This window comes from Streptomyces sp. Go-475 (genome assembly GCF_003330845.1).
In the GTDB taxonomy this organism is placed as follows: Bacteria; Actinomycetota; Actinomycetes; order Streptomycetales; family Streptomycetaceae; genus Streptomyces.
Genome location: NZ_CP026121.1, coordinates 7435763 through 7448828, shown reverse-complemented (window position 1 = coordinate 7448828; position 13066 = coordinate 7435763). Strand labels below are relative to the sequence as shown.

Annotated in this window: 9 protein-coding genes; 5 read left to right on the top strand and 4 right to left on the bottom strand. The window is 69.9% G+C overall.

What is annotated here, in order from left to right:
* Nucleotides 1-4 precede the first annotated feature (4 nt).
* On the bottom strand, nucleotides 5-1135 hold the full coding sequence (gene sucC / locus C1703_RS33845; RefSeq protein WP_114256410.1) for an ADP-forming succinate--CoA ligase subunit beta: 1131 nt from the start codon (nucleotides 1133-1135) through the stop codon (nucleotides 5-7).
* Between the two features lie 142 nt (nucleotides 1136-1277).
* Here sucC and C1703_RS33840 point away from each other — a divergent pair, with 142 nt between their 5' ends.
* The 5 genes from C1703_RS33840 to C1703_RS33820 all read left to right on the top strand — a co-directional run bounded on the left by C1703_RS33840 (nucleotide 1278) and on the right by C1703_RS33820 (nucleotide 9253).
* Nucleotides 1278-2960 (top strand): thiamine pyrophosphate-binding protein, encoded by a 1683-nt coding sequence (locus C1703_RS33840; RefSeq protein WP_114256409.1) that lies wholly within the window; start codon nucleotides 1278-1280, stop codon nucleotides 2958-2960.
* A 10-nt stretch (nucleotides 2961-2970) separates the two neighbouring features.
* Nucleotides 2971-4206, top strand: a complete 1236-nt coding sequence (frc, locus tag C1703_RS33835) for a formyl-CoA transferase (protein WP_114256408.1) — start codon at nucleotides 2971-2973, stop codon at nucleotides 4204-4206.
* 4 nt (nucleotides 4207-4210) lie between these two features.
* Entirely contained in the window at nucleotides 4211-6355 is a 2145-nt protein-coding gene (locus C1703_RS33830; protein WP_114257721.1) for an acetate--CoA ligase family protein, read from the top strand.
* A 122-nt stretch (nucleotides 6356-6477) separates the two neighbouring features.
* Nucleotides 6478-7866: an OFA family MFS transporter gene (locus tag C1703_RS33825; protein WP_114256407.1), complete on the top strand. Its 1389-nt coding sequence runs from the start codon at nucleotides 6478-6480 to the stop codon at nucleotides 7864-7866.
* Between the two features lies 1 nt (nucleotide 7867).
* A complete protein-coding gene (locus C1703_RS33820; protein WP_114256406.1) occupies nucleotides 7868-9253 on the top strand; it encodes an OFA family MFS transporter in 1386 nt (461 codons plus the stop codon).
* Nucleotides 9254-9319: 66 nt separating this feature from the next.
* Here C1703_RS33820 and C1703_RS33815 read toward each other — a convergent pair whose 3' ends face one another.
* The 3 genes from C1703_RS33815 to eboE form a co-directional block, all read right to left on the bottom strand.
* A complete protein-coding gene (locus tag C1703_RS33815; RefSeq protein WP_114256405.1) occupies nucleotides 9320-10399 on the bottom strand; it encodes a sugar phosphate isomerase/epimerase in 1080 nt (359 codons plus the stop codon).
* Between the two features lie 81 nt (nucleotides 10400-10480).
* Nucleotides 10481-11899 carry a nucleotide pyrophosphatase/phosphodiesterase family protein gene (locus C1703_RS33810; protein ID WP_114256404.1) on the bottom strand — a complete coding sequence of 473 codons (1419 nt, stop codon included), beginning with the start codon at nucleotides 11897-11899 and terminating at the stop codon, nucleotides 10481-10483.
* Nucleotides 11896-13065: a metabolite traffic protein EboE gene (gene eboE, locus C1703_RS33805; RefSeq protein ID WP_114256403.1), complete on the bottom strand. Its 1170-nt coding sequence runs from the start codon at nucleotides 13063-13065 to the stop codon at nucleotides 11896-11898. The genes C1703_RS33810 and eboE overlap by 4 nt, the downstream gene beginning before the upstream one ends.
* Nucleotide 13066: the final 1 nt, after the last annotated feature.

The following is a 13066-nucleotide window of genomic DNA, read 5'->3' as shown; positions in this document are numbered from 1 at the left end:
CTCCTCAGGCGTTGGTGGCGAGTTCGGCGGCACGGGCGGCGGCGCCGTCCATGGTGGTGGCCTGCTCGACGAGCGGATGCGCGTGCTCGTCGAGGACGGCCCGGCCGCGGGCCGCGTTGTTGCCGTCGAGGCGCACGACGAGCGGCTTGGTCAGGCGGACGCTGTCCAGGGCCTGGACGATGCCGTCGGCGACCGCGTCGCAGGCGGTGATGCCGCCGAAGACGTTGACGAAGACGGACTTCACGTCCGGGTCGGAGAGGATGACCGACAGTCCGTCCGCCATGATCTGGGCGCTCGCCCCACCGCCGATGTCGAGGAAGTTGGCGGGCCGCGCGCCGCAGCCCGCGACCACGTCGAGGGTCGACATGACCAGGCCCGCGCCGTTGCCGATGATGCCGACCTCGCCGTCGAGCTTGACGTAGTTGAGGCCCTTGGCGGCGGCCGCCGCCTCCAGCGAGTCGTCGTGCTCCACGTCGTCCGCACCCCAGCGTGTCTGGCGGAAGCGGGCGTTGTCGTCGAGGGTTACCTTGCCGTCGAGGGCGAGGATCCGCCCCTGCCGGGTGCGCACCAGCGGGTTCACCTCGACGAGGAGGGCGTCCTCGCGGACCAGGACCTCCCAGAGCCGTACGAGGACGTCGACGGTCTGCGGCGGCAGTCCGGCGGCCTCGGCGATCTCACCCGCCTTCGCGGAGGTGACGCCCTCGGCGGGGTCGACGGGGATGCGGGCCACGGCCTCGGGCCGGGTGGCGGCGACCTCCTCGATGTCCATGCCGCCCTCCGCGGAGGCGATGGCGAGGAAGCGGCCGGCCGTGCGGTCGAGTACATAGGACACGTAGAACTCGGTGTCGATGTCCACGGGTTGGGCCAGCATCACCGTGCCGACCGTGTGGCCCTTGATGTCCATGCCGAGGATCTGACGGGCGGTGAGCTCGGCGGCGGCGGGGTCGGCGGCGACCTTGACCCCGCCCGCCTTGCCGCGTCCACCGGTCTTCACCTGGGCTTTCACCACGACTCGGCCACCGAGTCGGCGGGCGATCCCGCGTGCCTCCTTGGGCGAGTCGGTGACCTCGGCCCTCGGCACCGAGATGCCGTGCTCTTCGAAGAGTTCCCTTGCCTGGTGTTCGTACAGGTCCATTCCGGCTCCTGTCTGAAAGTGCCGCACGCCCCCTGGACACCACCCACCGGATGCGGGATAACAAGCTTCATACAGTATTCGTCGACTGTATGCAATGTACTGCGAGCCGCTCCAACCCCCTACGAAGGGACAGGACTTCGCCATGCCCGACGACACCCAGGACGTGATCTCCGGTGGTCATCTCGTAGCCAAGGCGCTCAAGGCCGAGGGGGTCGAGCGCATCTACACGCTGTGCGGCGGCCACATCATCGACATCTACGACGGCTGCGTCGACGAGGGCATCGAGGTCGTCGACGTACGCCACGAGCAGGTCGCCGCCCACGCCGCGGACGGTTACGCCCGCATCACCGGCAAGCCCGGCTGCGCGGTGGTCACCGCGGGCCCCGGGACGACCGACGCCGTCACCGGTGTCGCCAACGCCTTCCGCGCGGAGTCCCCCATGCTGCTGATCGGCGGCCAGGGGGCCCTCACCCAGCACAAGATGGGATCCCTGCAGGACCTGCCGCACGTGGACATGATGAACCCCATCACCAAGTTCGCGGCGACCGTGCCGGACACGGCGCGCGCGGCGGACATGGTGTCCATGGCGTTCCGCGAGTGCTTCCACGGCGCGCCCGGACCCTCCTTCCTGGAGATCCCGCGCGACGTGCTCGACGCCAAGGTGCCGGCCGGGAAGGCGCGCGTGCCGCAGGCCGGTGCCTACCGCGCCTCGACCCGTTCGGCCGGCGATCCCGAAGCGATCGAGAAGCTCGCCGACCTGCTGGTGCACGCCGAGAAACCGGCCATCCTGCTCGGCAGCCAGGTCTGGACGACCCGGGGCACCGAATCGGCCATCGAGCTGGTGCGCACGCTGAACATCCCGGCGTACATGAACGGCGCCGGCCGCGGCACCCTCCCGCCCGGCGACCCGCACCACTTCCAGCTGTCGCGCCGGTACGCCTTCTCCAACGCCGACGTCATCGTCATCGTCGGCACGCCCTTCGACTTCCGCATGGGCTACGGCAAGCGGCTGTCGCAGGACGCGACCGTCGTGCAGATCGACCTCGACTACCGCACGGTCGGCAAGAACCGCGACATCGACCTCGGCATCGTCGGCGACGCCGGACTCGTGCTGAAGTCGGTGACCGAGGCGGCCTCCGGGCGCGTCAACGGCGGGGCGTCGAAGCGCAAGGAGTGGCTGGACGAGCTGCGGGCGGCCGAGCAGACCGCCCTGGAGAAGCGGCTGCCCAGCCTGAAGTCGGACGCCTCACCCATCCACCCCTACCGCCTGGTCAGCGAGATCAACGACTTCCTCACCGAGGACTCGATCTACATCGGCGACGGCGGCGACATCGTCACCTTCTCCGGGCAGGTCGTGCAGCCCAAGTCCCCGGGGCACTGGATGGACCCGGGTCCGCTCGGCACGCTCGGCGTCGGTGTCCCCTTCGTGCTCGCGGCCAAGCAGGCGCGGCCCGACAAGGAGGTCGTCGCGCTCTTCGGCGACGGCGCGTTCTCCCTGACCGGCTGGGACTTCGAGACGCTCGTCCGCTACGACCTCCCCTTCGTCGGCATCGTCGGCAACAACTCCTCCATGAACCAGATCCGCTACGGCCAGGCCGCCAAGTACGGCAAGGACCGCGAACGGATCGGCAACACCCTCGGCGACGTCCACTACGACAAGTTCGCCCAGATGCTCGGCGGTTACGGCGAGGAGGTCCGCGACCCCGCCGACATCGGCCCGGCCCTGAGGCGCGCCCGCGAGTCGGGCAAGCCGTCGCTGATCAACGTCTGGGTCGATCCCGACGCGTACGCCCCCGGAACCATGAACCAGACCATGTACAAGTGAGGTGCCCCCGATGACAGGAACCAAGGCCCTCGAAGGCATCCGCGTCCTGGACATGACCCATGTCCAGTCCGGGCCCTCCGCGACCCAGCTGCTCGCCTGGCTCGGCGCGGACGTCGTCAAGCTGGAGGCGCCGACCGGCGACATCACGCGCAAGCAGCTGCGTGACCTGCCGGACGTCGACTCCCTCTACTTCACGATGCTCAACTGCAACAAGCGGAGCATCACCCTCAACACCAAGACCGAGCGCGGCAAGGAGATCCTCACCGAGCTGATCCGGCGCTCCGACGTCATGGTCGAGAACTTCGGGCCGGGCGCGGTCGACCGGATGGGCTTCACCTGGGACCGCATCCAGGAGATCAATCCGCGTATCGTCTATGCCTCCATCAAGGGGTTCGGCGAGGGCCCGTACACCAACTTCAAGGCGTACGAGGTCGTCGCGCAGGCCATGGGCGGGTCGATGGCGACCACCGGTTTCGAGGACGGGCCGCCGCTGGCGACTGGGGCCCAGATCGGGGACTCGGGGACGGGTGTGCACGCCGTGGCGGGCATCCTCGCCGCGCTCTACCAACGGGAGCGCACCGGTCGCGGGCAGCGGGTCAACGTGGCCATGCAGCACGCTGTACTGAACCTGTGCCGGGTGAAGCTGCGGGACCAGCAGCGTCTGGCACACGGGCCGCTCGCTGAATATCCCAACGAGGACTTCGGCGACGAGGTTCCCAGGTCCGGGAACGCGTCCGGCGGCGGGCAGCCCGGCTGGGCGGTCAAGTGCGCGCCGGGCGGCCCGAACGACTACGTGTACGTCATCGTGCAGCCCGTCGGCTGGCGGCCGATCAGCGAGCTCATCGGCCGGCCCGAGCTGGCCGACGACCCCGAATGGGCGACGCCCGAGGCCCGGCTGCCCAAGCTCAACAAGATGTTCCAGCTGATCGAGGAGTGGTCCTCGACGCTGCCCAAGTGGGAGGTGCTGGAGCGGCTCAACGCGCACAACATCCCGTGCGGGCCGATCCTGTCCACCAAGGAGATCATCGAGGACCGGTCGCTGGTCGCCAACGAGATGGTCGTCACCGTGCCGCACCCCGAGCGGGGCGAGTTCGTGACCGTCGGCAGCCCGCTCAAGCTGTCCGACTCGCCCGTGGAGGTGACCAGTTCACCCCTGCTCGGCGAGCACAACGAAGAGGTCTACGTCGGCGAACTCGGCCTCGGCGACGAGGAAGTGCGCCTGCTCAAGTCGAACGGAGTGATCTGACGTGATGGCCGAAGACCGGGTCCTGCGGGTGCGGTCCCTGCTGGAATCCGTGCGGGCCGAGGGGCGGACCGCGCTGACCGCGCCCGAGGGCAAGGTGATCGCCGACGCGTACGGGATCGCCGTACCGGGCGAGGAGCTGGCGACCGACGTCGAGGAGGCCGTGGCGTTCGCCGCGCGCTTCGGCGGGCCCGTCGTCATGAAGATCGTCTCGCCGGACATCCTGCACAAGACCGACGCGGGCGGGGTGATCGTCGGCGTCGAGGGCGCCGCGGACGTCCGGGCCGCCTTCCACACCATCATCGACAACGCGCGTGCGTACGACGCGAACGCCCGCATCTCGGGTGTGCAGGTGCAGGAGCTGCTGCCGAAGGGGCAGGAGGTCATCGTCGGAGCGGTCACGGACCCGACGTTCGGGAAGGTGGTCGCCTTCGGGCTCGGCGGCGTGCTCGTCGAGGTCCTCAAGGACGTCACCTTCCGGCTCGCGCCGGTCGACGCCGACGAGGCGCTGTCGATGCTCGACTCGATCCGGTCGGCGGAGATCCTGCGCGGGGTGCGCGGCCAGGCGGGCGTGGACCGGTGGGCCGTCGCCGAGCAGATCCGGCGCGTGTCCGAACTCGTCGCGGACTTCCCGGAGATCGCCGAGGTGGACCTCAACCCGGTGATCGCGACGGCGGAGGGGGCCGTCGCGGCCGACATCCGGGTCATCCTCGCCGAGTCGCAGCCCGCGCCGCGCCGGAAGTACTCCCGCGACGAGATCCTCGCCTCGATGCGCCGGCTGATGCAGCCGCGCGCGGTCGCCGTGATCGGCGCCTCCAACGAACAGGGCAAGATCGGCAACTCCGTGATGCGCAACCTCGTCGACGGAGGGTTCGCGGGCGACATCCATCCGGTGAATCCCAAAGCCGATGACATTCTGGGCCGCAAGGCGTACAAGAGTGTCACCGACGTTCCCGGTGAGGTGGATGTGGCGGTCTTCGCGATCCCCGCCAAGTTCGTGGCCTCGGCCTTGGAGGAGGTGGGACGCAAGGGCATCCCGAACGCCGTGCTGATCCCCTCCGGGTTCGCGGAGACCGGCGAGCACGAACTCCAGGCGGAGATCGTGGCGATCGCCGAGCGGCACGGCATCCGGTTGCTGGGGCCGAACATCTACGGCTACTACTCCACCTGGCAGGACCTGTGCGCCACGTTCTGCACGCCGTACGACGTCAAGGGCGGGGTCGCGCTGACCTCGCAGTCCGGTGGCATCGGGATGGCCATCCTGGGCTTCGCGCGCACCACCAAGACGGGCGTGTCGGCGATCGTCGGGCTCGGCAACAAGTCGGACCTGGACGAGGACGACCTGCTGACCTGGTTCGGGGAGGACCCGAACACCCAGTGCATCGCGATGCACCTGGAGGACCTCAAGGACGGGCGCGCCTTCGTGGAGGCCGCGCGGGCGACCGTGCCGAAGAAGCCGGTGATCGTGCTGAAGGCGGGCCGTACGGCGGCGGGAGCGAAGGCGGCCGGCTCGCACACCGGCGCCCTGGCCGGTGACGACGCGGTCTACGACGACATCCTCCGCCAGGCCGGTGTCATCCGGGCGCCGGGGCTGAACGACATGCTGGAGTACGCGCGCGCGTTGCCCGTGCTGCCGGCGCCCCAGGGCGACAACGTCGTGATCATCACGGGTGCCGGCGGCAGCGGGGTGCTGCTCTCCGACGCGGTGACGGACAACGGCCTGTCCCTGATGGAGATCCCGCCCGACCTCGACGAGGCATTCCGGAAGTTCATCCCGCCCTTCGGGGCGGCGGGCAACCCGGTGGACATCACCGGGGGCGAGCCGCCGTCGACGTACGAGGCGACGATCCGGCTGGGTCTCGAGGACCCGCGCATCCACGCGCTGGTCCTGGGCTACTGGCACACCATCGTCACTCCTCCCATGGTCTTCGCGGAGCTCACCGCGCGCGTGGTGGCCGAGTTCCGGGAGCGGGGGATCGAGAAGCCCGTGGTGGCGTCGCTCGCCGGGGACGTGGAGGTCGAGGAGGCCTGCCAGTACCTCTTCGAGCGCGGGGTCGTGGCGTATCCGTACACGACGGAGAAGCCGGTGGCCGTGCTCGGCGCGAAGTACCGCTGGGCGCGGGAGGCGGGTCTGCTGGGGGGCGGTACATGAGGTGAGGCAGCGGGGGGCCGGCCGACGGTGCGCGTCGGCCGGCCCCGGGACTCGCACGCGCACGAAAGGCATGGGACAGGGGGCGCTGGCCAGATCTTTCGACGCAAGGGGTGCGACACGACATGACAACGACCGATCTGCCCACCACGGTTCCCTACCGGGAGGTCACCGACGCGAACGGTCGCGTCTACCGTCTCGGTGAGACCGACATCGACATCATGGGGCGCAAGCGCAAGTGGATGGTGATCCTGCCCTGGATCGGCATGATGGGCATCTCCTCCGCCGAGTACGCGTTCGCGTCCGCCGAGGAGACCCTGCACACGGCGCACAGCTGGAACAGCATGCACATCTTCTGGATGATGACCGTCTGGGTCTTCTTCCAGGCCGCGGTGGCCTTCCCCGCGGGCAAGTTGCGAGAGAGCGGAAAACTCCCGGCCCGCTGGGCCATGATGTGCGGCGCGGCGGGCACCCTCATGGGCTACCTGTCGCTGGCCTTCGCACCGCACGTCGTCTTCGCCTACATCGGCTTCAGCATGTTCAGCGGCATGGGCGCGGGCATGGTGTACGCCACCTGCGTCAACATGGTCGGCAAGTGGTATCCGGAGCGCAAGGGCGGCAAGACCGGCTTCGTCAACGGCGGTTTCGCCTATGGCTCGGTGCCCTTCGTGTTCCTCTTCAACGGCTACATGGACCTCACCAACTTCCGCTGGGTACTGGTCTCGGTGGGTGTGTTCCTGGCCGGGATCGTCGCCTTCTCCGGCTACTTCTTCAAGGACCCGCCGAAGAACTGGTGGCCCGCGGACATCGACCCGCTCAACCCGCCGAAGGACCCGCGCGCGGCCCGCTCGCTGCGCATGAACCCGCCGGCGGTGCGCCAGTACTCCCCCAAGGAGGCCTGGAAGACCGGCCGGGTGGCCCTGATGTGGTTCTGCCTGGCCTGTACGTCCGGGGTGAACATCTTCGGCATCGCCTTCCAGGTGGAGATCGGCGAGGAGGCCGGGTTCGCGGGCGGGATCGTCGCCACGGCCATGTCCCTGAAGGCGATCGTCAACGGCACCGGCCGCGGTGTCATCGGCTGGCTCTCCGACCTGTACGGCCGCAAGCGGTGCCTGCTGGTGGTGTGCGTCATCCTCGGCCTGTCCCAGTACGGCATCCTCTGGTCGGCGAACGCCGAGAACCTCCCGCTGTTCCTTGTCTTCTCCTCCATCTCCGGCTTCGGCGGCGGCGCCATCTTCCCGATGTTCGCCGCGCTCACCGCCGACTACTTCGGTGAGAACAACAACGCGTCCAACTACGGCATGGTCTACAGCGCCAAGCTCGTCTCCGGCCTCGGCGCCGGCATGGGAGCCGTGGTCGTCGGCGCCTGGGGGCACTCCGGTGCCTTCATCCTGGCCGGCTCCATCTCCCTCTTCGCCGGATGTGTGGCGCTGTTCCTGACCCCGCCGGGACGCGACAAGGACAAGCACCGCATCGCTCCCAACCCGCAACCGCTCGGCGAGGACACGGCCTGACATGACGGCAGATCCGTACGCAGCAAGCGACTCCCCCACATCCTCCGACGCCGCACACCGTCCCTACCGCGAAGTCACCGACACCCACGGCCGCGTCTACCGCGTCGGCGAGACCGACCGGGACATCCTCGGCCACTCCCGCAAGCTCATGGTGTACCTGCCGTGGCTCGCCATGATGGCCATCAGCGTGTTCGAGTACGCGTACGGCTCCGCGGAGGACACCCTGTCCCACGCGCACGGCTGGACGCAGAGCAACACCTTCTGGATCCTCAGCGTCTGGGTGTTCTTCCAGGCCGGCATCGCCTTCCCCGCGGGCTGGCTGCGGGAGAAGGGCGTCCTGACCGCCCGTACGGCCATGTACATCGGGTCCGTCATGTGCCTGCTGGGGTTCCTCGCCCTGTCGCACCTGAGCAACGTCCTGCTGGCGATCCTCGGCTTCGGCGTGGTCGGCGGGATCGGCGCCGGGCTCGTCTACGCCACCTGCATCAACATGGTCGGCAAGTGGTTCCCGGAGCGACGGGGTGCCCGCACGGGCTTCGTCAACGGCGGGTTCGCGTACGGGTCGCTGCCGTTCATCTTCATCTTCAACTACGGCTTCGACACGGCGAACTACCACCGCGTCCTGGACCTCATCGGCTGCTACATCATGATCGTGGTGCTGGCCTGCGCGTTCTTCTTCAAGGACCCGCCGAAGAACTGGTGGCCGGCCGAGATCGACCCGCTGGCCTTCTCCGGCGACCGCAAGAACGCCACGAGCCTCGCCAAGAACGCTCCGGCGGTACGGCAGTTCACCCCGAAGGAGGCCATCAGGAGCGGGATGCTGCCCCTGATGTGGATCTCGGTGGTGATGACCGCGGGCGTGTCGATCTTCGGCATCTCGTTCCAGGTCGACTTCGCCAAGGACGTGGGCTTCGGCCCGCTGGTGGCGGCGTCGTCCATGGGGGTGATGGCGGTCGTCAACGGCATCGGCCGCGGGGTCGTGGGCTGGCTGTCCGACCGGTGGGGCCGCAAGTCGACCCTGGTGTTCGTCATCGTCGTGCTGGGGCTCGCCCAGTTCGGCGTGATCTGGGCGGGCGACCTGAGGAGCGAGTGGCTGTTCCTGTTCTTCGCGTTCCTCTCCGGCTTCGGCGGCGGCGCGTTCTACCCGCTGTTCGCGGCGCTCACGCCGGACTACTTCGGGGAGAACTACAACGCCAGCAACTACGGGCTGGTCTACAGCGGCAAGCTGATCAGCGGCCTGTTCGGCGGCGGACTGGGCTCCATGGTGGTCGCGGCCTGGGGCTACAACGGCGCGTACGCGCTCGCCGGGGGCGTGTCGATGCTCGCGGCGGCGGTCGCGCTGCTCCTGCGCCAGCCGGGACGCGCCGAGGCGCGGCCCGTGGGCTGACCCTTCCCCCCACATGAGGAGGCCCCTCCCCGGCCGGGGAGGGGCCTCCTCATGCCCGAACGGCGCTCAGCACTTCTCCCGCAGCGAGTGCAGGTGTGCGCTGGAGCGGCGCGCGAAGGTGAAGGACTCGGCCGGGTTGTCGTGCTCGGCCTGCCAGTGGTGGGCCAGGCGGTGGCCGCGCAGCCGGGTGACGGCGGAGATGAACCGCTGGTAGTCGATGTCCCCGTCGCCGACGTCGACCATGCGGTAGCCGTACGGGTTCGACGGGTCGCTCTCGCCGTCCTTCACGTGGAACAGCGGGTAGCGGTCGGGCTGCCGCAGGACGTAGTCGAGCGGTTCGAAGGGTGCGGGTGTGCCGTCGGGGCGCTTGGAGAACCGGAACTGGCCGACATACGCCCAGTAGATGTCCATCTCCAGGAAGACGAGGTCGGGGTCGGTCTCCTTGAGCAGGACGTCGTAGAGGCGGACCTTGGGGTTGTCGGTGGCGAAGGAGAACTCCTCGGAGTGGTTGTGCTGGTAGAACTTCATGCCCCGGGCCCTCGCGGCCGCGCCGTAGGTGTTGAAGTCCTCGGCGGCGCGCTTCCAGGCGTCGACGGTCGAGCCGTAGCGGAACGGGCCGGCGGCCGTGCCGATGTGCTTGAGGCCGAGGGCCTGGGCGTCGTCGAGGACCTTGGTGAGGTTCTGGGCGAAGGTGTAGGCGTTCGGGTCGCTGGAGTAGTAGCCGACGTGGCTGCCGATCGGGTTCAGGCCGTGGCTGCGGGCCAGTCGCCTGAGCTGGGCGAGGGTGATGGGACCGGCCGAGCCCTGGGTGTAGCCGGCGAACTCGACCTCGTCGTAGCCGTACTTCTCCAGTTCGGCGAAGACGGGGCCGAAGCCGAGGGTGGAGACCTTGTCGCGCAGGGTGTAGAGCTGGATGCCGAGGCGGCCGGGCGGCAGGACGGGCCGGCCGCGGCCCTTGGCGCCGGAGGCCGTGCCGGTGGCGGCCGCAGCGTTGCCGTTGGCGGCTGTCGCGTTGCCGGCGGCGGCCGTCGCCGGGGCCGCGGCGCCGAGCAGGGCGGCGGCGGTGGCGCCCGCGGCCACGCCGAGCATGCCGCGTCTGCTGAGGCGGTGGGCGAGTTCGGGGTCGGGCTGGGAGAAGCGGCTCATGCGTGGAACTCCTCGTGATCGCGGGGCGTTGTCAGTGGTGAGTGCTTCACTTGTGACCAGTCGGGACTGAGGGCTACGGCCTCAGCCGAGACCGGCGAGTCGGAGCAGCAGTGACTTCACATCGGTGGCCGCGACGCGGTCGCCGACAGCGCGGGGGGTGGAGCAGATGAGGAGCGGGCCGTCGTCGTCGCTCTGCGGGAGGCGGCCATGGCTGCCCCGAATAGGTGAGGGGTCCAGGGGCACGACCGCCATGCGGTAGCGCAGGCCGAGTTTCTTGCGCGCCAGAGCGGTGGCCGCCTTGACCTTGACGTAGGGGTCGAGGGGATCCATGAAGAGTTCGACCGGGTCGTAGCCGGGTTTGCGGTGGATCTCGACGAGTCGCGCGAAGTCGGGCGCGCGGGCGTCGTCGAGCCAGTAGTAGTACGTGAACCAGGCGTCGGGTTCCGCCACGGCGACGAGTTCGCCCGCGCGCGGATGGTCGAGGTGATGGGTCTTCTTGCCCTCGTCGTCGAGGAGTTGCTCGATGCCGGGCAGGCCGTCGAGGGCGGCCCGGGTGGCGTCGAGGTCCTCGGGGCGGCGCACATACACGTGGGCGATCTGGTGGTCGGCCACCGCGAAGGCACGGGACGCCATCGGGTCGAGGTACTCCATGCCGTCCTGGGTGTGCACCTCCAGCAGGCCGGCGCGGCGCAGGGCGCGGTTGATGTCGACGGGCCGGTTCACGCGGGTGATGCCGTACTCGGACAGCGCGACGACCGTGCGTCCCTCGGCCCGGGCGTCGTCCAGGAGCGGTGCCAGGGCGCTGTCGAGATCGGCGGCCGCCTTCAGGGAGCGCGGGTCGTCGGGGCCGAAGCGCTGCAGGTCGTAGTCGAGATGAGGGAGGTAGCAGAGGGTCAGGTCGGGGTGGCGTGTGCGGATGACGTGGCGGGTCGCGTCGATGATCCACCGGCTGGAGACGAGGTCCGCTCCGGGGCCCCAGAAGTGGAACAGGGGGAAGGTGCCGAGCTTCTCGGTGAGTTCGTCGTGCAGTGCGGGCGGCCTGGTGTAGCAGTCGGGTTCCTTGCGGCCGTCGGCGTAGTAGATCGGACGGGGGGTGACGGTGATGTCGGTGTCGGCGCCCATGGCGTACCACCAGCAGATGTTCGCCACGGTGTAGCCGGGGTGGGCGCGGCGGGCGGCGTCCCAGAGCTTGTCGCCGGCCACGAGCCCGTTGTGCTGGCGCCACAGGAGGACGTCGCCGAGTTCGCGGAAGTACCAGCCGTTGCCGACGATGCCGTGCTCCGAGGGCAGGGTGCCGGTGAGGAACGTGGACTGGGCGGCGCAGGTGACGGCGGGCAGGACCGTGCCCAGTGGGGCGCGGGAGCCGGACTGGCCGAGCGCCTTGAGGTGGGGCATGTGGTCGAGGAGACGCGGGGTGAGGCCGACGACGTCCAGGACGAGGAGCGGGGTGGGGCGCTCGCGGTCCGCGGTGGCCGGATCCGGGTGCTCATGGGTGCTCATGGCAGCTCCTTCAGGCCGAGGTCCGTCAGCAGGTCGCGGGCGAGGGTGAGCTCGGCGGCGATGCCCTCGGCGAGCTGGGCGCGGCCCTTGGGGCGCAGCTCGGGCGGGAGGGCCTGCCAGGTGTAGGTCTCGACCTCCAGGTGGCGGGTGAGCGGGGCCGGGCCGCCGACCAGCCGGGTCAGTGCGGCTTTCAGGACCGGGAGGGTGGAGGTCAGGGGTGCGGCGGGGGCCGCGTGCAGGGGGACGTGGAAGTGGGCGCGCCAGGGGGAGGCGTCGGGCAGGGCGTGGCCGGCGAGGGCCTCGTCGAGGTCGTCGGTGGCGCGCAGCCCGGCGGCGGTCGAGGTACGGGTCTGGTGCAGGAAGCGGGGTTCGGCGAAGGCGGCGAGGGCCTCGCGGACCTCCGGCAGATGGGGGTGTTCGGCGTGCAGGGCGGCGGAGAGCTGGGATTTGACGACGGGGACGCGGGCGTCGGTGAGCGCGTCCAGGGCGGTGTGCGGGTCTTCGAAGGAGGTGGCGAGATGGCAGGTGTCGACACAGACGCCGATGCGGTCGTGGCCGATCGCGGTGAGCGGGGCGATGGCGTCTCGGGTGGTCTCGACGACGCAGCCGGGTTCCGGTTCCAGGCCGACGCTCAGGGAGCGGCCGGTCAGCTCCTCGATGGCGTCGAGGCGTTCGGCGAGGGTGCGCAGGGCGGCCCGGGCGGCCTCGGCTCGCTGGTCGTCGTAGGCGGTGCGCCAGGCCAGGGGCAGGGTGGAGATGGTGCCTTCGGTGACGTCGTCGGGGAGGAGTCCGGCGAGGACGCGGGCCAGGGCTGTGGTGTGGTCGAGGCGTTCCGGGTCGGCCCAGTCGGGCTTGTAGACGCGGTACTTGACCTCCTCGGCACCGAAGCCCTCGTAGGGGAATCCGTTGAGGGTGACGACCTCGAGGCCGCGCCGGTCCAGCTCGGTGCGCAGGCCGCGCAGCGCGGAGGGGTCGGTGACGAGGGCGTGGGCCGCGTCCTTGGCGAGCCACAGCCCGATGCCCAGCCGGTCGCGTCCCAGGCGGCGGCGGACGGGTTCGCAGTGGTCGCGGAGCTGGGCGAGGACCCCTTCAAGGGTTTCGGCGGGGTGGACGTTGGTGCAGTAGGCGAGGTGGACGGTGGAGCCGTCGGGGTGGCGGAAGCGCATG

Excerpts from the sequence above, each read along its gene's own strand:
- C1703_RS33840 (WP_114256409.1), top strand. The coding sequence starts at position 1,278 with ATGCCCGACGACACCCAGGACGTGATCTCCGGTGGTCATCTCGTAGCC.
- C1703_RS33815 (WP_114256405.1), bottom strand. The coding sequence starts at position 10,399 with ATGAGCCGCTTCTCCCAGCCCGACCCCGAACTCGCCCACCGCCTCAGC.
- C1703_RS33810 (WP_114256404.1), bottom strand. The coding sequence starts at position 11,899 with ATGAGCACCCATGAGCACCCGGATCCGGCCACCGCGGACCGCGAGCGC.
- C1703_RS33825 (WP_114256407.1), top strand. The coding sequence starts at position 6,478 with ATGACAACGACCGATCTGCCCACCACGGTTCCCTACCGGGAGGTCACC.
- sucC (WP_114256410.1), bottom strand. The coding sequence starts at position 1,135 with ATGGACCTGTACGAACACCAGGCAAGGGAACTCTTCGAAGAGCACGGC.
- frc (WP_114256408.1), top strand. The coding sequence starts at position 2,971 with ATGACAGGAACCAAGGCCCTCGAAGGCATCCGCGTCCTGGACATGACC.
- C1703_RS33820 (WP_114256406.1), top strand. The coding sequence starts at position 7,868 with ATGACGGCAGATCCGTACGCAGCAAGCGACTCCCCCACATCCTCCGAC.
- eboE (WP_114256403.1), bottom strand. The coding sequence starts at position 13,065 with ATGCGCTTCCGCCACCCCGACGGCTCCACCGTCCACCTCGCCTACTGC.
- C1703_RS33830 (WP_114257721.1), top strand. The coding sequence starts at position 4,211 with ATGGCCGAAGACCGGGTCCTGCGGGTGCGGTCCCTGCTGGAATCCGTG.